The sequence below is a fragment of the Falsiporphyromonas endometrii genome (assembly GCF_042654485.1).
GTDB lineage: Bacteria > Bacteroidota > Bacteroidia > Bacteroidales > Porphyromonadaceae > Porphyromonas > Porphyromonas endometrii.
On sequence record NZ_JBHSGO010000037.1, the window covers coordinates 1 to 21,118 of the forward strand.

Here is a 21,118-nt window from a genome sequence, read left to right on the forward strand (position 1 = left end):
TATCCTTCCTCCAACATATGCATGTAACGGAGACGATCATAATAACTATGCTTTCGTCTTTTCTTTTTGTTTGATTCCATAAATAAACCCCAAAAGTTTTGAGTCTAACTTTTGGGGTTCATATCAGACACAGCCCTTTTATCTTTACTTTTTCAAATATCCAAGGTACTTACCTCTCTTTGTAATCAGATTAGATGCTTTCCAATCCGTATGATCTAAAGAGTTTTTCGAATGGATAAAATGTTACCATTCAATGATAAGCATAAAAGACTTTTCATAGACCCATCTCTTCAATCAATCTATGACATCCACCATACTTGTCAATAATAAAGAGCAAATAACGAATGTCCAAGATGATCGATCTCTGATATTCAGGCAAGTACTCGATATCTCCTCCGACACCTTCCCAGTTTCTGTCAAAGTTTAGACCTACAAGCTCACCCTTACTATTCATTACCGGGCTGCCTGAGTTACCTCCGGTTGTGTGTGTAGTACAGCAGATATCCACCGGCATTTTACCATTTGCCATTGCATACTGACCATAATCTTTTGCTTCAAACAATTGCTTCAACTTAGGAGCCACATTATATTCCCAGTTGTTGGGATCTTCTTTTTCCATCACTCCGGTCAAAGTTGTTTGCGGACCATAATAAACATCATCTTTGGGAGAATAACCCTTCATCTGACCAAAAGTAAAACGAAGTGTAAGGTTGGCATCCGGCCAAATCTGATCTTCCGGAAGCATCTTCATCATACCGGCAATATAGACCTCCTGAGCTCTGGATAGAGGAGCATCAAACGGAGCTAACTGATTCTGAATAGATATATATTCATTGATCATGGATTGAGAGAACTGAAGGACAGGATCCTTTTCCAACTTTTCTGCCAAAGCACTATTAGACAACTTCATGGCCTCTTCAAAACGAGTCTTATTGACAAAGATCGAATTGCCATATACATACGATACATAGTTATCAATATTGCCACCAAACTTAGAATTGATAAGATTCAGTGCACTTGGCCAATCTTTAGAAGGAATCTCCTTGCAATATTCAGCAAGCATGGCCTTAGCTATCTCCTCATCCAAAACAGGTGAATAGTCCTTATTATAGAAATGGTCAAAAGCCTTACGAATCTCAGAACGAGCCTCTTCACCCTTGTTTTTCTTCAAAAGAGATACAACTTCAGACACCGGAAGTCTGCAACCGGTAATCTCAATACCATAAAACATAGTCTCATCAAGATATTTCAAACGTGTACGCAAGCCTTTACGTTCGCCGACGATCTTGGCTATCTCCTCAACTGCATTAGCATATCGATTGTCCCCCTGCTTCTTAGCCCAATCCAAAAGTTCATCCATCTGCTTTTCTTTGAATGCCTTCAAATTGCGCTTAGTAATAGCCCAGTTGGCTCCTTGAGCTCGCTTATATCCATTTTGAGAACTTGCATACTTTGCAGCATACATGATTTTAGTTTGAGGATCGGCAAGCATAGATCTCAGCATAATCTCCTGCCTGATACCCCTCATTTGGATACGGATATTATTGTCAATGGTACCCCACTCTTCCACCTCAGCAGGAGTAAAGAAATGATATGTATGACCGGGGAAGCCCATAATCATGGCATAGTCGCCTTCATTTAGCCCCTTGGTTGACACCTTAAACCATTTCTTGGGCTTAAGTGGAATATTGTCTGCAGAATAATCAGCAGGCTTACCATTCTTATCGGTGTATATACGGAATACTGAGAAGTCGCCCGAATGACGAGGCCATGCCCAATTGTCTGTATCCTCACCATACTTACCTATTGTGCTGGGGGGAGCACCAACAAAACGAACGTCTGTATAAACAAGTTGCTTAAACATCAAATACTGATTGCCTCCATAGAAAGCCTTGATAAGATATCTCACACCTTGCTCTTTCATAGCCTTCTTACCTACAATCTTAGGAACCAAAGAGGTCAGATATTTAGGTGAAAGATAATCCATCGAATTAGGATCTTTGATTTTCTTAAGCTCCTTCTTTACCTGTTTAGTCACATCCGTGATCTGGTCAATGGTAATCACTTCAAGACCGGGACAAGCAAGCTCATCTTTTTGAGTCATCGCCCAAAAGCCATCTTTAAGATAATTGTGTTCAAGAGAGCTATGAGCCTGGATCTGATCATAACCACAGTGGTGGTTGGTAAGTATTAGACCTTGATTGGAAACAATAGCTCCTGTACAACCTCCATCAAACATAATCACGGCATCCTTAATGGAAGAGCCATCGGGATTGTAAAGATCGAGGGCATTTAGCTCAAGCCCTTTAGCTTTCATAGCCTGGTACTTCGCCTGCATCTGTTGCATAAGCCACATACCTCCATCAGCAGAAGCTGTGAAGATGGCAAGGCATAGCATTACCGGCATCAAAAAGAATTTCTTCATAATAATGTTATTTAAATTGTATGATTTATCAGATAAGAATTATAATACCTCGGATCGCCAGTCACTTCACGACCAACCCATAGAGGAAGATCCACTGACTCAGACTCATCGGATAGCTCAACCTCAGCCAAGACAAGCCCTTCATGTCGACCATGAAAAACATCCACTTCCCATGTATGCCCCTTATACGGAATCAAAAGACGCTCCTTAATAATGCACTCATTAGGACACATCTTAATCATTCTCTCAGCATCGGACAAAGGTATCTCGTATTCAAACTCTTCCCTTGACATACCGGACTCCGAAGAGGCTCCCTTGATGGTCAGATAAGACTTATCGCCACGAATCCGAATGCGTACGGCACAAGTCGAATCAGCACGAAGATAAGCCTGTTTGATCAGAGAACGATCTGAAGGAGTGGGAACCAACTGTAGATCAGCTATCAGAAACTTACGTTCGATCTCCATACCTCAGCGGATTGTTACCATAGTCGCACCAAACCCATATTCACGGAATGAGGCATCCTGAAAAGAGTAGTTCTTATACTTATGCTTAAGCTCTTTCTCAATGGCCTTTCTCAAAACGCCCTCGCCTTTGCCATGTATAAAAACAATCTTACAGCCTTTATCCTTCTTATGCTCTTCAAGTACCTTATGAAAATAGTTGATCTGATAATCTAAGATATCTTTAGGCTCCATGCCGGCTGTAGTCTCTAATAGTTCATGAGCATGAAGATCAATCTCAATAGGAGCATCGATCTTTTTGCGACGTGCCGCTTGTGGCTTCTTGCTTCGCTTGCTATCCAAATGAACCTTGGCATTCATAGCCTCCTGCAAATCATCAGAAGTAACGATAACAGACTTAAAAGCCTTATCTTTTTCAACAACAGGATAGACAATAGCTCCTTCGTCGAAAAAAACATTTTCTTGGAAAGCATGCAACTTAAAGAATCGAGTGATATCCAAACGAATCTCTACGGTAAGTGCCGGCTTAAGTTCAAACCGCTCATTCTGCTTAAATGTCAGCAAACTGAGTGCAACATCCTCCAAATCATTCAATTCAGAAGAGCTAAACTCATCCATAAAAATCTTGGAATTTGCTTCGAGGACACCAGCTGCCCGCAATCGCCAGCCATCCCCATCTTTCGACATATAAGAGAAACTCAACATATAATTAGAGTCGTTGATAAGGTAACTCTCATAAGGCTCTTGACCCAACTTCGTCTCATCGACAGGCAAAAAGGCCAAATAAACATTCAACTGATCATTGCGCAACATAGGGACTGTGGATCGGTAGGTAGGCATGATAAGGTCATCAGGTGTTTCCACAATCTCCGTACCTACAGACTCAACTACCGGCTTCTCATTCTGAGTATCGTCAGCAGTCTTGCTATTACGAGATGAGATAACCGGAGGAGTATAAGCCGGGATAAAACCAGCCTTCTCTCCAACGACAACACATTCACTTACAGGGGTAGGAATTTCAAAACCATCTTGATCCTCAACATAGGCAATCTTACCCTCAATCCTTAATACTCGCCCACCGCCCTCGGCATTCAGAAAACGAATCTTATCTCCTATCTTTAATTGACTTGACATAGTTTTTTGCTTTTAGACTCCAAAGATACCTCAAAGTAAAGAGTTACACCAATAACACAAATCAGAATAACCACCAACAAGACTGCCAAGAATCAAATCAAAAACTGTTTAAATTTGATTGAAAAATAATCTTACATATGATATTAATTTATTGTGTATCTGTATATTAATTAGAACATTATTTGCAACTCTATGGGTAACAAACAATTATAGTTATGAAACAACATTCAACAAACCCTATTGATAAACAGTGACAAGTTATCGATATAATCATACATCTACTTGAAAGGAAGCGAAAATATTCTCTCAGAAATATCCTGAATGCGATTCAGTATCTTCTCAAAACAAACTGTCAGTAGCGTATGATTTCCAAGGATTTCACACCTTATCAAAGCATATATTACTATTTCTGCAAAAGGAAAAATGAAGGCATCGTGGAAGAATTCCTTAATAAACTTCGCTCCTTGGATCGTATCACCTGCGTCAGCAACAAAATCCCGCCATAATGATTATAGATTCACGAAGCGTCAAGATTTCACTTTATGAAGATTCAGTACGAGGACTTGACAAAAACAAAAGGGTTAAGAGCAAAAATAGCATATCGATGTCAAACTCAAGGTTATCTGATTTCCGCAACTACGATGAAGTTAATATTCAAGATAATAAGAGTACTCCGAAAATTATTTAACCCAAATGTGTGGGTAGAACATCTGATTAACATCTATGTTCAAATATTGTAAGCCACTTGAACCTTTATATATACCAAAATGGTGATGTTTAATTTAGCTTACAACAATTATTTTATAAGTTTATAAAGCAATGACATATAATGTACTAAAAGAGATAATTCCTAATAAAAGTCATTATAATTTGCCATCTAATCACAAATATGGGTTGAAAAATTGTCTTGCAAATTTCTCTGTTTTACAAAAATTCTTTCAGATGATTGCTATTGAGAAAACCTTGCCGATTTGGTTCTCTCCAAATACAACTGGGAGATTGAAGTCGTTCTTAGACCTAACAAATGTCAATTAAGGTTCAAGGTTATCGCAAAACACCAAATCGTGGAAAGAACATTTGCATAGCCAAAAACTTCAGAGTGCGGCTGACAATTGCATACAATTTCTATACTGCAATTACAGAGGCTATGGTTCAACTTGCTTTTTGCAAAATCTTACTTAATCCCAAAAATGTCGATAGAACATCGGAGTATCACATACATTCAAATATTCAAAGCCCTTTTTCTCTTTATCACATCTCATCAAAATGGTGGAGAAATTTAGTAGATAAGAATCATTTTATAAGATTATAAAACAATGATATATAATATATTAAGAGCAATAATCTCTAATGACGGTCATTAGAATCTGCCATCTAACGACAAATCTGGATTAATAAGTTTCTCTCGGTTGTTTTTTAAACAACTTCTAAAATTTCTACCATTGTAGGTCTTATTTGCTTATTATGATTTATCGTTTCATATTAATAAATATTGACTACATTTGTAAAACAACAGATTTACTTACTTAGCCTCTATATCAACTCCATTGATATTTCTTCTGTAAGTATATTTAATTACTAATCAAAAAACAATATGAAAATTAAAAACTACTTAACATGGAGCTTGGTAGCTCTACTATTATTTAACATTCCATCATTTGGTGCCTCTCACCTATCTTCTGTTGAGAATGATGTCTATTTTGCAAAAGTTACAACAACAAAAAGAACAAAGGCAACTAGCAATCGAAGTAAGTTTACACTTTATGTATCAGTAGTTTCACCATCTTCTATAATCGTTGATTGGGGTGATACAAAGATTGATACGATTCAAATTGATAAGACAAGTCCTAATGATCCACAATTGATCAGACGCCATTTCCAAGATGGGAAGAAGATACATACCGTGACGATAAAAGGTGAAAAGATTAATTCTTTTAAATCATCTTCACAATCAATAAGCAGTATTGAATTTGAAGATGCAAAAGAACTCGAAACGCTTACACTTAATAATGAGGCAATTACCTCTCTTGATTTAAGTATGTGTAATAAACTTGTTTCTGTGGATTGTAGCAAAAATAAATTATCGGAATTAACTATTCCGAATACGGTCTTAAAATTAAATTGTAGTAACAATTTATTATCTTTTGGTAATCTACCGCCAATAAATCCTGGCATGAAGATAGAAGATTATTCATATGAATCACAAGGTGAATGGATTATACCAACTGAAAGAATAAATAAAAACATTGTTAACCTTTCTTCGGAAACAAATATAAAAGGTGTTTCGAATAAGGAAGAGAAAACTCTTTACTCATGGATAGATTCTGAAGGTAACATTATACCATCCACAAGCTATACAGAGGAAAATGGGATATTTATTTTTAAAAAAATCCCCGAAACAAAAGTTAAATGTCAACTAAAGTCTTTGGCATTCCCTTCTCTAACAATTGAGACGGCACCGATATCGATTGAAAGTGGCAGCAGTACAGATAATTCTGAGACATATAGATTTGGATATAGTTATGGCGAACCTTCAAAAAAAGGCTCTGAAAAGGCTGGAGGTTCTATCTTTTATGCTGCAGGACCATTGTTCCTCAATGATATGCTATCAGATTTCAAAGGTGATAAAGCAGTAGGTCTTAGAGTATATCTCCATCAACCTTATCAGAAAGCCAAAGTATTTCTCCGAAATGGAATTGATAAAAAGAAAGGTTTTTTAGCTCAGAAGGAAGTTGACCTTAAGCAAGGATGGAATGATATATATTTTGATTCACCAGTTGAACTACCTCAAGATTCTCTCTTAGCTGCTTATTTTATCAAAACTTCAAATAAGAATGATATTGTCCTAGCCGGAGATTATAGTGTTAGAGATAAAAATGATTTATGGGAAATGATTCAGGACGCGAATGAGACTTCTAATCCGAGTGCAGATTTTTATGAAGGAACTTGGATTAATTCTTCAAAAGTCCTTCCTGCAGCTCCAGTACAAATCTTGTTAAAGGGAGATGAAAGTCATTTTATAAATCGTTTGACTGTAGTTGGCTTCTATCCACCTTTTTATGGAGAAATGGACAACCAAGGATATGTCAATGTTCCTATATTACTTGCAAATATGGGGTTGAATAAAATAGAGACTGTTTCAATTACCTATTCATTTGATAATAATGAACCTGTTGAAGTGTCTGTACCTGTTAATCTAGAAGCATATGGTAGAAGTTCAAAAGAGGAGGGGGGACATCCGATTTTAAAAATACCATATTCAGATACAAATCGTCATTTAGTATCATTATCTATGAATAAGTTAAATGGAAATGCAAGTGTTGTTATTAAAAATCCAAAATGGAGTCAGCTTACACAAGGTTATCATAGTGCTAATGTTTATCCTCGAACGGTTTTGATAGAAGGACTAATGTCTGAAAATGATCCATTTAGCGCAAATGCAGAAAAAACTCTAACTTCCTTATTAAATCCAAAGAATTGGCATGGAAAAAATGTTGCAAGAATGGATTATCATTACAGCCTCGCAGATAGAAATGATATGTATGCATTGCCAGAAATATTCTTTAACGATGCAGTCGGTCATCTTGCAATTATGGATAATTCAGATAATGCAACAATTGTTCCATCGCTAATGGTTGACAGAGATATTATGACTTCATATGCTCAAATTCTTTATAAGGGTTCACCTTTTTTACCAGTATTAAATTATTCAACTCTTTCAAACCTTCTTATGTACGATGCTTTTGCAGCCCCTGGTTTTGCGGAAATATCTCTTTTCCAGAAAAGAGGAGAAGTAGAGCAATCAACTTCTTTTGATATAGAAGGAGTTATTTCAAAAGATGTTGTAAATAAAAAAGACTTGTGTGTAACTGTCGCAATTGTAGAGAGAGATTTGATAGGCAGCCAGATGATATTTGATACATTTTCTAATGAAGTAGTTACAAATAATGCGTTCATTCATGCACCTACAATTAGGACTTTTATTTCTAATCCATCAGGAGATAAGATTGACTTAAATGATAAAAATGAATTCAAACTATCGTTTAAAAACGTAAGACTGGATGGGTTTAAGAAAGAAAAGTGTTCTATTATTGCTTTTGTTCATCATTATAATAAAGAATCTATACTGGGTAATGAAGTATTGAATACGACAATCGTCACTGTAGATGATAGTAAATTTGTTCCAACTTCAAATGAAAAAATCTGTACTGATAAGGTGACAGCATATATTGATTATAATGGAACATTAATTATTAATGGTGAGTACAAAAAAGCCTTTCTCTATGATTTAAATGGAATAGAAATTTCACAAAAGGATATTTGTAAAGGTAATTATGTTCTTAAAATCATAACAACAAATAATGATGTTATAATTAGAAAAATAAGATTCTAATTGTTATTGGTAAATGTAATCTTTATAGAGGTTAGATTTTAAAAACAATATGTGAGAAAAGCACGGAATTCAAAAGAGTTTCGTGCTTTTTTGTTCATCTGACATAGACATAATCAAATGGGCTGATACTACCAATGGTAGTGCCTTATCAGAGTGTCTGTTTATCTTCCAAAGTAGATTTAAGAACACTTGATTAAAGACTCTATTTATTGGTATTTAAAAATTATTATAGAGTACAATGAGGCATCTCAATCATAGCTTTGATACGGTTGAGATGCCTCATTTTTTAATTATTATATCTAATAAAAATTATTGCTGTTGTATAATGGTGTCTTTCAGTATCTGATACTTCAGATTCTTCTTAGTCTTGGTTACATACATAATCTCTTTTTGAGTCATCTGCTCAAACTTTTCATAATTTATATAGTATCAATTGCGATAATATCTCCTTTACTCAAGGAGGAAGGCTTGAGCATAAAGAAGTCATTGGTAACTGCAGATGTAAATCCGATATCGGAGGGAACCCCTTCATTGGCCTGTATGACGGTAGGCACTTTTATTCCGCCTTTCTTTTTCCCAGTCTTCTGATGACGTCCGACACCCTTGACAATCAAGTTGGGAAACAAAGAGATGGTGGTGGAGTCTATTATTCTCAACCTCCTCATCCGGACCAGCTCTTTACCACCATGCGGTCGCCTGTCCGATAATAATTGATTGTGATAAGTCGCGTACAAATCATGGTATATCGCCTCGAAAATCCTCTCCACACGTCGTCTGTTGGCGTCGGAAAGTGTATTTGAGAGGTCATTGTAAAGATGCCGAGATGTTGCAACTTTCTCGCTTAGGCCTGTAAGGATGCAGTTATTTCCTGAAAGGAGTCAAATCGCATGATGACGCCATAGAGCATCACCACAAGGTGTGTCCATGCATCAAATCGTTTGATGTAACGTTCTCCGCTCTACCTGCGGCTTATAAAAAAGATCTTTTCTTTGTTAAGGAATTTTACCACCTGACTAAAGAATGGCTGTCCGAGAAATGAATACTTTTGTGCATTGTCTTACTTGTAAGTTGATATGATAAAGATAAGACAATTGGGGCTGAGCCCTATGAAGGTATTTCAGCCCCTTATTTTTTGTTTCGTGAATATTTTTATAAGACAGCAATATATTTTGAATTGTATTATGTGAATATTAATCGTTTTAAACCGGAAGAGAAGCGTGTGTTTATTACTCAAATCATAGGTGATTTAGCTAAATAATGTTAAATATTTAGGCTCGTTTTTAGCTTCAAAAACAGCCTTTTTGTGAATTAGAAAGAGGCTTATTCTCTATATTAGTTATAGGCAATAGGACGGTTTCGTCCTATTGTAATGTTAATATATGTATATACTGCTTTTTGATGACAAATTTGCGGCTTAAAAATAGCTTTTAGGCTGCTTTTTTTGGAAGGTCGCGCGACTTGCAATCTGTTCTCGCGCTACTTTGAACCTAACCTCGCGCGAGGTTGCACCTGAAGTAGCGCGACTTTGCATGTCAAGGTCGCGCGAGATCAGATCTAAAGTCGCGCGAGAATGGATTGCTTCTCGCGCGAGCTTATTTGTTAAAATAGCGCATAAAAAAGCCCGTTTCGTACTATAAAACAGGCAAAGTTGTTAGGAAGGTCAGTTGACCCTAACCCTCGGAATTGAGATTTTGTGATTGAATGAGTGTTATTTGAGTAGCTTTTTGACTAAGATCCATAGTAATATTATTTAACACATTGGAGGCTTTCGAAACGAGCTTCACAGCGCATTGAGAAAGTACATTCTTGAGGTTGTAATTGACACTTAATGAGGCATCAATTTGATCCCCATTAATAAGACATATCTTACCCTCTCGGAGGGATGCCCCTCCAAGCGAAATGATCATCAAAAGTATGGTAAGTAATATGCTTATCTCCATGGATCTTTTTATTTATCAAAGACTAAGATACCAAAAAAGGTTCTCTTTTGCAATGTGACCTATATGAAAATAGATTTGAGGTAAGGTTGAAGCTCTTCTTTTTTGCTTAGGGCTATTCACTGTATTTCGTTATCGATACCTCTTCAATCGTAGTTGATATATTTCTATCATTGCTGTCCGATAAAAGTTGGAAATGACATATTAAGGATGGGGCTGTGTCAAAATTCCATTTGGCGCAGCCCTTTCTGTTTTTTGAAAAAAGTTTCAACTTTCTTTATATAAGTCTTTTCCATATCATGAATAACAGTTATCTTTATGGTAAACAAATAGTTATGTNATAAAACGGGGAAAGTCGGAAAAAGGTCAGTTGACCCTAACCCTCGGAATTGAGATTTTGTGGTTGAATGAGTGTTTTTTGAGTAGCTTTTTGGATAAGATCCATAGCAATATTATTTAACATATAGAAGGCTTTCGGAACGAGCTTCACAGCGCATTGAGAAAGTACATTCTTGAGGTTGTAATTGACACTTAAAGAGGCATCAATTTGATCCTCATTAATAAGACATATCTTACCCTCTCGGAGGGATGTCCCTCCAAGCGAAATGATTATCAAAAGTATGGTAAGTAATATGCTTATCTCCATGGATCTTTTTATTTATCAATGACTAAGGTACCAAAAAATGATCTCTTTTGCAATGTGACCCGTATGAAAATAGATTTAAGGTAAGGTTGGAGCTTATCCACTATAAGGTTCATTCACAAGATGGAATAAAGGGCAAGTCTCATTAGAATATGCCCTCTAATAGCAAATCTTTGAGTTTATCCGATAGTAGCTTAATCTTCAATCATATGACTATCAAAAGGATAACTATTCTTAGATCCTTGGTAATAGATTGAAGAAGTATTTTGCCTATAAGATATAAACAGAAGCGGGCTGCGCTGAATCTTTATAGATTCTTTGCGCAGTCCGCTTTATGTATTTATCTAATTAAAGGATACTAATTACTTAGAACCTTCAACTACGATATTGTCCAATCTGATACCTCCGTTAGTGATACCTGTCTGTGCAGCAGTAAATTCGATTGTGATAGTTTCACCTTCTACGTTTCCTACTTCAGCAGTGAAGTCAGAGAATACATTTTGTCCACCAAAAGCATCCGGACCACTAATCTTAGCAAGCTTATCGTTTACTTTGATTGAGAAGACAGCGGGAGTAACACCATCTGTACCAGTTCCGTTTGATGCAAGAGAAAACTTTATGGTTAAGTTTTTATTGTATCCCTTTGTAGGAATATTGTTCATCTTAAACCAGTTGTCATATTTAGCACCAAACCAGATGTGTCCATCCATTTTGGAGGTATTTCTGAGTGCACCTTTGTCAAAAGATACTGTATAGTCGGCTCCTTCGAAGTCAACATAGTTTTTATAGATTTCTGAAAACTTCCATTCTTGAGGCTTCTTTCCTTCAACTTTTTCACCAACTCCTAATTTTGAGAATGCCTCCTTAACTATGACAGCTGTTTCTCCCGGCTGAGGAGTTGGTTCGTCTTGCTTAGCAGCTTGGTGGATATTGATAACAAGCTCTTTGCCGGTAGCGCGCAATTCTGTCACAGACTTGATTGTAATCTTAGCAGAACGTTCAGCACCTGTATTCTCTTCAATGTTGATTGTGAGATCCTTTTCTCCTTCACCTTGCTTAAGGTCTGTTGTAGCCCATTCAGCAGAAGAAGCTACAGTCCATTTACCGGTAGTTGAGATTTTAACCACTTTTTTTGCAGCTTCGTTGGTTGCGAGGTCGATATTGAGCTGTCCGTCTTCAATTGTGATATCAGCCGGTTCGTCTGTTGTTTCTCCCTCACCGGGGGTTAGGTCATGATTTCCTCCATCTACAACATCCCAATTTTCGATTGTACCATTTGGGTTGACTACAACAATATCTCCATTTCCTTTTAGGTTTATGTTATAGACATACATCTTACCTGCTTCATATTGATTTGTCGTAGCATCAAATTTATATGTATGGCTGTTAGCCTTGAATATAAAATGTTTAGAAGTAGAATTTGGGATAATGATTGCTTCACATTTGCTTCCGTTGGCAAGAGCCTTGATGTTTTCACTTCCTTCTACATTGGTCAAAGTTCCGTTTGCAAGATTGAATTTAGCTTTTGATTCGAATCCTATAAGTTCCAAAGAAAGTCCATCCAATCTACCTTCATCAGAGGTTACATTGAAAACCAACTTAGAAAGCATATGCTTGAAGTTTAGTTTGATGTTTTCTCTTGGAGTGGATGCTTTTACACCTTTAAGGTTGTTCGAATACAATAAGTCGATATTGCTTTGTTCAGATTGATCTTGAACATTCACGTTGTAGATATTACCACTCAATAGGTTTGTTGTGTACGGGTAATATGAAATGATGTCCACTGCTTGGTCTGACTCAGGGAAGATAACTTGATTTTCTGTATTCTTCGCTGTGAAATTGCCACTTCCATCAGTTGTGACGTAGTTTTTGTTTGATGCAAGTACATTGGTTGTTTGAGACAATGATACTCCGCTGTTAGTCATAAATACACCTATCTCATCGTTGCTTGTCCATTTGTCGTCTGTTGCACGAACAAGAGGCTTGATGTTTGTTTCGAACTGCACGGGATTGGTGCCAAAGCCCTCGTCAAAAGAGGGGCTTTCTGTTTCTTTTGAGCATCCGGTCATAGCCAGCAATACTACTGCTGCAATTGACCATTTTGTTGTTTTAAACATAGTAGTTGTTTTGAAAATTGTATGAAATAATTGTAATGTCAAAATTACCAATGGGTCATTTTATTTGAGTTTTTAAAGCTGTCCGGAATATTTGGGAAGAACTTAAATCCGGTATAACTTTCAAGTTGTTTGACCGTTATGAGATAGTTATTATAGTCGTTTCTACCTATCCCGGCCATGTTTGGTAAAACAAAAGCCATTGTCTCAAATCCACCGTCTTTTGTTCGTATTGCCAGAGCTTTATAATAATATGAAGGTACGGTGACTACTTTTCCATTAGCGTCTTTTACTGTTGGAAGTTTGGTTTTTGGCATATTGGGATAGCTGCCAATCTCAGCTCCTGTCACCACATAGAGGGTGTCCAGACCCACTCCTTTGAGTGATTTTTGATATGCTCTTACTTTTGATTCCAATTCCTGCCATACACCTTGATTTAGGTTTGAACTCTGAGCTGTACAATTTGCAGAAACGAAGGTTGTCCTATTGTATTCCAAGTTTTTTAGTCTGTCAGCAGAGGGTAGCTGATGGCCTCTGTCACATCTCATGCCATTAGAACTGTATCCTCTGTCCCAAACATTGTCTTGCCATTTGATTCCCAAGGCATAATCGTAATGCCAAGGATCCGGTTTAGGTCTTTTGGTCGTCCCCAGATAATAGCTATGAAGAGGGTACGCTACCCATTTAGCTATCTTGAGGTTCTTATCAAAGAGATATGAGTAGTTCCTAACATTCTTATTTTCTCTTGGGTTGTTGTTATTGTCCAGCGGTTCATAATGATTGATCAATACATAATTGCTCGCTTCAGATATGGCAGGTATCTCCAGACATGCAGAATATTTTGAGGGAGAGGGTTGCTCTGAATCGCCATTGAAGTTGTAATTGAAATTATACTTCTTCCCTTTTTGACATTGAGAAAGTTTGGTACGAATACTCTTTTGTTGTCCGTTTAACTCAAAATTGAAGCTTATTTGTTGTTCAAGATTGTTGGGGATTATATAAGCAGAAAAATGTATGATACCTCTATTATTAGTGCCATTAATCTTTATATCTTTTGTCTGGCATTGTTCAAACTTTTGGGTTAAGCCATTTAGTTTTCCCTCTGCAAAAGCACCTGAAATAGTGATTGGTATAAGGCTTGTTTTTGAAGTTGCATCTGTAATCGTAACATCTAAAATGGATAGCTGATGTTCGAAGTACATCTGTATTGCTTCATTGGAATAATTGACTTTTGTTTTAGCAAGCATTAGGTCATAATCTTTTCCACTATTTTGATTTGTAAGATTGACATTGATTCTGTCGTTATCCATATTTGGCGTATATGGATAATAGGCAGATACGATGATAGCTTCACCCTGGTCAACCTTTACCTTGGAGTTTGTTTGAGCAAACATGTGAAGATAAAATGTTGATAAATTGCTATACTCCACATTTGAATAAAGTAGCTTAGAAGATAATGAGTCAGAAATGAAGACACCAATCTTGTCCCCCTTACTCCAGTTCTCCTTGTTAATTCCTTGAGTACTGCTGTCCATCCCGGCAGCAATAGTGATACTACTTACAGTTGCCTGCGAGTTGTTCTCATGCTCTTGTTTTTTATCATCTTTGTTACAACTGACAAAGGTTACAACAAAGACCAGCAATGAGAGTATTCTAAACCTTTTACAGGATACCATATTTAATTGTTATAAAATGGTTTTTTGTTTTACCTATCTATAAAAATCTTGCAACACCTCTTTTTGAAGTTGTTTTCTACAAAAAGGGTGTTACGAACAAAGGTGCATAAAATAAGTTGGAAAAATATATTTTGAGACTTTGTATTAGTCATGTCTTTTCCTTTTCAATGGAGCGATATTTGTGTAAATGCCTTATTGAACGCTATTAGAGGAAAAACAAAATCTTATGTATTTGTCTGGCATTTGTGCAGAATTTTTGAGATGTAGGTGCCTCTTTGCTATTCTTTTCGATTTCAAAAAGATTCTCTATTAAGAAAAAGCTGCCTATCTCTTTTCTTATTTCTTTACAATTTTGTTGCCTGCAATTGCTCTACCAGCCCTTCATTGTCGTAGAGTTTTTAGCATTTTGTGGAATACCGGGGAAGAATTTAAATCCGGTATATTTCTCAAGTTGATTCACACTAATCCTATATTTGTTGTAATCTTTTTTCTTGATATTAGGGTCATTAGGGAGGATAAAAGCCATGGTCTCGAACCCTCCTCCTTTGGTTCGGATAGCCAGAGCTTTGTAATAATAAGTGGGTACAGCTACTTGGTGCCCATTGGCATCTTTTACAATGGGCTGCTCAACTTGTGGCATCCCCGGATATTGTCCCAATCCGGCTCCGGTAACGACATAGAGGGTGTCCAGTCCGACTCCGCTAAGGGTGCTTTGGTATGAGCGGACTCTTCTTTCCAATCCTTCCCATACTCCGCGATTGAAATAGGCAAACTGAGCTGTACAATTGGCTGAAGTGAATGTTGTGCGGTTGTATGCTTCATTGCGAGTTCTATCTGCAGAAGGCAATTGGTGTCCTCTATCGCATTTGGTGGCCGAAGATTGATAACCTCTTGATACATTATTTTGAAAATGTTCTCCAAGTGTGTAATCATAATGCCATGGATCTTTTCTTGTTTTTCTTGAGAAGTCACCTAAATAGTATTGGTGAAGAGGGTAGGCAACCCATAATGCCATTTTATGTTTTGTATCATATAGATAGGTGTAGTTTCTGACGTTTGGGTTTTCTTTGGAGTCGTTGGTATCTTCCAATGGTTCGTAATGTCTTATCAGTTTGTAGTTTGAAGCTGTTGGAACTACCGGGATTTCGAGATAGCTAATCTGATCTACTACAAAATGATCTCCTTTGAGCTTAAGGGTAAGGGTGTATTTTTTCCCTGCTTCAAATGATTGACTTGGTATTTTACATGTTCTTGTTTTTCCGTCAATTCGAATAAGAAGGTTGAGTTCGGTTTTTTTGTGATTAGGAATAATGTTGGCAGCTATGTGTACTACCTTTTTGGGTTTATAGATACCTGCTTCTATGGGAGTGGAACTTTCAATATCTTTAAATTGATTGTCTAAGAGGTCAAAATAACCTTTGGCTTGAGCCCCCTTGATCGTTGCTGAAATCTTGTCTTCAGGCGATACTCCGTCTACAATAAAGTCAAGAGCTGTCAGTCTATGTTTGAATAATAATCGATAGCCATCAGCAGAGGATGTGGTTGCTGTCAGAAGCTCTCTACTTTTTCCATCGCTTTGATTGGTTAAATCTATATCGAGTATTCCGTCTTGAGGCATGTCCTCTCTGTAGGGATAGTATGCCGATATGGTAAGATCTTCATGTTCGTCTGTCAATAAAATATCATCGGGTTGGTTTGTTGTAAAGAGTTCATGCTCATCCTTGTTGTTTGTAAATTGTGCATTGTTGAGCAGCATTTTACCCGATTGCTCTTTAATGAAGACACCGATAGACTCTTTCCCTCTAAGCTTATAACTTCTAAATGATTGACTTCCTTCATCAAAGTTTACTATAAATTTGATGGAGTCAGGAACATAAATGTCAGTTGTATCTACTTGAAAATTTATGTTACTTCTTATATTGTTGCAAGAGGTGATCCCCAGTGCCACGAAGGCTATGATTACCGATATATATTTGCTGTACTTCATTGTATCTGTTGTTCTCTTTTTACAAAGGTGATGAAAAAATATGATTGTCGAGGTAGATAGCTTGTTATAGTTTTAGGTTCAAAACAACTTCATAAATGCCACCTTCTTTCTATCGACATAGTGTGGCTTAAGAGTCAAATTGGCTAATCTCCTTCTCAAATGGTTTGAAGAGATTCCGGGGTTAATTGTACAGCTTATTTCTTTAATGTAATTTCATACTATATCATTTGGAATTCATTTATGTAGAGTATAAAATATCTTTTAAACAATAATAATTAAAATCATGAGTGATGTAAAAAAGACCTTGCCTATAATAGGTGTTTATAAGGAAAACTTTCGTTCGTTTTATTCGGTAAAGTATAAAAATGAAGAATATCAAGTGAGAATGCTTGAGTATCAAAAAGGTCGGCCCATACCGGAAACCTTAAATTGTATGGTTAAAAGTAATGGAGATCAGATAGATATAACACAAGATTTGGAGTATGCGATAAAAGAATTGTATAAAGTGGGAAAAGAATACTCGTGTTTCAAAGTAAGGGATAAGCAGGGTTCTTATTACGATGTTGTAGATCCAAATGGTTTAAGATTTAGATTGACAGAATATGGTGATTGCCAGCTTAGTATGGGACAATATATTACTGCTAAAGTTTTATCTATAAGGCAAGTCAGAGTCTGTTTGAAACTTATTAACGATGTTAATCAGCGAACAAAACTTCCTTATTATACGATTGAGCAATTAGAATCATTGATGGGGCAGTCAAAGGGCTATTTATCCGTTTTAGCTCATATGCTTAATGAGAGCCCTAATCTTGAACAAGCCAAAGAACTCTACCAATCTAAAGATGGCCTGTGGATTTTAGAGGCTATTTCTGAGATTGATTATACACTTTTACGAAGGGAAAGTCTGACCGAAGACAACAAAGGATTGGTTGAAATATTCGGACCTCTGTGTATATATGTAATTGAAGGATCTGATATTCTCAATCATATTGATCCTGATGATAGAAGACAAAAAATCAATGAGTTTACATCTATAGCTGAGCATGCTGAAGATTTTGGAGAAGCATATAAATTGTTTGAGAGGGGAGAAGCTCAATCATATGTGGAGCAGCAACTTACCAATCTTAAGAAATCTGAGAATCTGTACCGTCCCGAGAGTAAACTTCGTATAATGATGAGCCTGTTTAACCTTGATGAAAAGGTAAGAACGGAGATGATGGATCAGATCTTTGACATTATCATCAATGGTAAAAATAAAGCTAACTGGAAAGCTGAGCCTTTTAGGTCTGCCTTTGTTAATTTGCTTGAGATATTTATATCTGAATATCGCATTAAGTCTGTGCGTACCACAGGAATAGATCTTATACATAAAGAGATTATAGCTATTGCCATACAGCAACTTTTATCCAATGAAAATGATCAAATAGACAGAAGACTAAACCGTGCCACTTTTTATCGGCTCTTGGCCTATATTCAGCGTCATTATTCTCAAGATATGTTGGATGATGCGTTTAATTGTCTATTCACTAAATACGATAGTCGTGTTGAATATGAATGGGAAGATTTGAATGCATTAGCTGTTTTGTATACAAAAGTTGGTAATTCTCCTTATCGTAGTCAAAACATGCTTGAGAGTTTTCAGCGGATGAAATACAAACGCGATCACTTAGAATTGATTGTAGATAGAAAGCATATTGAGCTTAGGCATGATCTTGGAAGCAAAGAAGTTAACCCTGGTAATTTGCTTCCATGGAAAGTTATGACCATCAGTACAATCAATCAGGTTAGCAATAAGGTCAAGAATTGTGATAATGCTCATGAAGTGTCAAAATTTTGGAAGGATGTATCAGAGGAGTTGTGGAATACACAAACCATTCAACCGCAGAAGTATGAGCCTTTTGTAGGTGATCGAGTTACTATAAAGATAACCGGTGAAAGTGATGATTATCAATATCTGTTTTGTGAAATTGTTAGCGATAAGTATCAGGGAAAAGGTTGGTTGAATATTGTGGATGCCTCTATGTATCTGAGTGGAGGGAGAGGTAGCAATATCAATCTGTTTTTGGATGATGATGGTGCTCCCTTTTTAGTTGAAGGTACGGTAATAGAGGAGCCTGATAAATACGATGAGATGGAGTTTTCTTTGCTTGACGTGATTGATGAGTATGTCGATGTGACTTATGATGCTGATGATGAGTTTGATTGTCTTATTCTTTCCTTCTTTTCAGATAAAGATACCGATACCAACTATGCTATCGGTGTATCTTCCAATGGTGTGTCTTGTCGAGTGATACCACAAGAAGGTGTTGTCTTGTCTACTTCTGATGTCATTAGAGTAAAGTATTCATCTTACAAAATCAATGGTCAGTTAGAGTGTACTTATGTGCGTCGCTCAGATGTTAAGTTTTCGGTAGCTGATGCCTTTCGTAACCTTATGAAGAATCTTAGTCTTGAAGAGTCTATGGAGGAGGATATTGTGGAAGATCCGATGGACGAAAAGGTAATGAGAGAGATCATAGGTATCTTAGATCGTCAGTCAGCTATCTATGAGTCTCGTGGACAATCCTACAGTTGCTTGGCTGTGGCTTCTATATTGGGATATTTGATAGGGGATAAAGAGGTGTACAATTACTACGAGAAACGGAAAGAGATCATTTTGGCCACAGAGGAATATGAACGCAATGGTTATGTAGACGACGAGCGATTGGAGAAGCTTTTGTCTTCTTTGGGCGATGACTTGGTCAATAGTGATTACCTTATCAATGAAGCTGTTACAAAGTTTACGATTTTGCAATCCCTTAAACATAAAGAGAATGTCAAGACTTTGTTCGAAATAAGTGAGAAGTCTTCCAATCCCTCTATTGTCAAGTCAGCTCACTTGGCAATAGCTATATTGCTGACCGATCGCTTTGAAATCCCTAATGTCTCAAAACAACTTCAGGATAAGCTCAACGAACAGATGGGCATTAAGGTAATGAAATCAACGCTTAAGGATTATGGAATAGAAAGTCAAACTATTGAATTTAAGACTTCGGTAGTCTTCCCTCCCGACAACAATATGCAACCGCAACCTCTTGTACAAGGGGATAATATCTTACGGGTTGTTTGTGGTTTCTTAAATAGTGACAATGGTGGTACTTTGTATATAGGTGTCAATAACTATGGAGCAGCCTGTGGTGTCGACTCTGATTTGAAGTACCTAAAGAAAGATAAGGATGGCTATGGAAGGTACATTCATAATATGATCAATCGAGAACTTGGCAATATTGCGAATCAATGTTGTACTGATTGTGATTGGGAAGAAGATCAGGGTTATGAGGTCTATGCGATACATATTAAGCCAAGTCCCGAGTTGATCGATTATAAGGGTAAGTATTGGATTCGTCAAGATACAGAGACTCGTGTCCTCAAGGAGGATAAGTTTAAGACTTACCAAGAGATGCACAAAAAGGCTTACTTGAAGTTTGAAGCAGAGCATATCTCTCAGATAAATATAGAGAACGAACCGATTCAGAATGATAATTTACAGACAACCTCACAACAACCCGCAAAGCCAAATGTGATAGCTGAGGAGATTCTTACAAGTAATCATAGGGAGAATATTGTCAATGATTGGGAAGATGGATATGGTATCGATACTGTTGCTTATGTCCACCTCCTTCCTAAAAGTAAATATATTGTAAGTGATGATGGCACTTATGCCGGGACTGAGCTGAGTCTTCAAATAAAGGAATCAGAGAAGAACGGGTATCTTGCAGTAGCTTATCGTTCAGGGAATATTTTGCTTGTTAAGATGTCGGACATATTGAATAAACAGGGGCAAGGAGTCCAAAACAGATGTGTCAATGATGTGCCGCTTTTTGTTTGTCCAATGGTAGAGAGTCAATCATTGCTAACGGTGTGGAGAAATACTGTATCTGATTTGTGTGCACGTATTGATACGGTTGCAGATCTTTTGAAGAAACATTGTGACGGCACCCTGCAAGATGAAGGAGCTTTGATTCATGAGACAAAATTTAAGGCTTTGGAATCTTGTGAAGTAATACCTCAAACGATACTTGATAAAATGGCCAAATATGTCAATGCCGGTAATGGGGTGGGGCAAAAGATCACATTTAACGACAGAAATCAATTTGCTAAGTTGCTAAATCTGGAAATAACTGCCGAGTAACGAAGAAGGTCGTACGACCATTATGAAAAGGGACTGCATCGTTTTTTAATTATTGCTGTCCGATAAAAGTTTTTGCGACAAAAAAATAAGGGGCTGAAAAACTTCACAGAATTCAGCCCCAATTGTCTTATCTTTATCATAAGAACTTAAAAGTAAGACGATGCACAAAAGTAT

Annotated in this window: 13 protein-coding genes; 3 read left to right on the top strand and 10 right to left on the bottom strand. The window is 36.9% G+C overall.

All coding sequences use genetic code 11. From position 1 onward, the window contains the following. Positions 1-274: 274 nt before the first annotated feature. The 3 genes from ACFO3G_RS01925 to ACFO3G_RS01935 are packed head-to-tail and all read right to left on the bottom strand — an operon-like array spanning position 275 to position 4,023. Entirely contained in the window at positions 275-2,425 is a 2,151-nt protein-coding gene (locus tag ACFO3G_RS01925) for a S46 family peptidase (RefSeq protein ID WP_380077455.1), read from the bottom strand. An 11-nt stretch (positions 2,426-2,436) separates the two neighbouring features. Then, the gene (locus ACFO3G_RS01930) at positions 2,437-2,892 is read right to left on the bottom strand and encodes a CYTH domain-containing protein (protein ID WP_380077457.1); all 456 of its coding nucleotides are present in this window, start codon (positions 2,890-2,892) and stop codon (positions 2,437-2,439) included. Positions 2,893-2,895: 3 nt separating this feature from the next. After that, positions 2,896-4,023 (bottom strand): DUF2027 domain-containing protein, encoded by a 1,128-nt coding sequence (locus tag ACFO3G_RS01935; RefSeq protein WP_380077459.1) that lies wholly within the window; start codon positions 4,021-4,023, stop codon positions 2,896-2,898. Between the two features lie 362 nt (positions 4,024-4,385). Between ACFO3G_RS01935 and ACFO3G_RS01940 the strand changes: the two genes are divergently transcribed. After that, positions 4,386-4,529 (top strand): hypothetical protein, encoded by a 144-nt coding sequence (locus tag ACFO3G_RS01940; protein WP_380077461.1) that lies wholly within the window; start codon positions 4,386-4,388, stop codon positions 4,527-4,529. A gap of 1,088 nt (positions 4,530-5,617) precedes the next feature. After that, complete coding sequence (locus ACFO3G_RS01945; protein ID WP_380077463.1) at positions 5,618-8,416, top strand: hypothetical protein; 2,799 nt, start codon at positions 5,618-5,620, stop codon at positions 8,414-8,416. Between the two features lie 419 nt (positions 8,417-8,835). On the opposite strand, the gene ACFO3G_RS01950 is transcribed toward ACFO3G_RS01945, so the two are convergent. The 7 genes from ACFO3G_RS01950 to ACFO3G_RS01980 form a co-directional block, all read right to left on the bottom strand. Then, positions 8,836-9,183 carry a transposase gene (locus ACFO3G_RS01950; protein ID WP_380077465.1) on the bottom strand — a complete coding sequence of 116 codons (348 nt, stop codon included), beginning with the start codon at positions 9,181-9,183 and terminating at the stop codon, positions 8,836-8,838. A 74-nt stretch (positions 9,184-9,257) separates the two neighbouring features. Continuing rightward, complete coding sequence (locus tag ACFO3G_RS01955; protein WP_380077479.1) at positions 9,258-9,323, bottom strand: hypothetical protein; 66 nt, start codon at positions 9,321-9,323, stop codon at positions 9,258-9,260. 763 nt (positions 9,324-10,086) lie between these two features. Further along, complete coding sequence (locus tag ACFO3G_RS01960) at positions 10,087-10,356, bottom strand: hypothetical protein (protein ID WP_380077467.1); 270 nt, start codon at positions 10,354-10,356, stop codon at positions 10,087-10,089. Positions 10,357-10,729: 373 nt separating this feature from the next. Further along, complete coding sequence (locus tag ACFO3G_RS01965; RefSeq protein WP_380077469.1) at positions 10,730-10,999, bottom strand: hypothetical protein; 270 nt, start codon at positions 10,997-10,999, stop codon at positions 10,730-10,732. 359 nt (positions 11,000-11,358) lie between these two features. Then, positions 11,359-13,113, bottom strand: a complete 1,755-nt coding sequence (locus ACFO3G_RS01970; protein ID WP_380077471.1) for a fimbrillin family protein — start codon at positions 13,111-13,113, stop codon at positions 11,359-11,361. A 44-nt stretch (positions 13,114-13,157) separates the two neighbouring features. Next, positions 13,158-14,786, bottom strand: a complete 1,629-nt coding sequence (locus ACFO3G_RS01975; protein WP_380077473.1) for a DNA/RNA non-specific endonuclease — start codon at positions 14,784-14,786, stop codon at positions 13,158-13,160. A 370-nt stretch (positions 14,787-15,156) separates the two neighbouring features. Then, on the bottom strand, positions 15,157-16,773 hold the full coding sequence (locus tag ACFO3G_RS01980) for a DNA/RNA non-specific endonuclease (protein ID WP_380077475.1): 1,617 nt from the start codon (positions 16,771-16,773) through the stop codon (positions 15,157-15,159). 283 nt (positions 16,774-17,056) lie between these two features. Here ACFO3G_RS01980 and ACFO3G_RS01985 point away from each other — a divergent pair, with 283 nt between their 5' ends. After that, positions 17,057-20,944 (top strand): AlbA family DNA-binding domain-containing protein, encoded by a 3,888-nt coding sequence (locus ACFO3G_RS01985; protein ID WP_380077477.1) that lies wholly within the window; start codon positions 17,057-17,059, stop codon positions 20,942-20,944. Positions 20,945-21,118 lie beyond the last annotated feature (174 nt).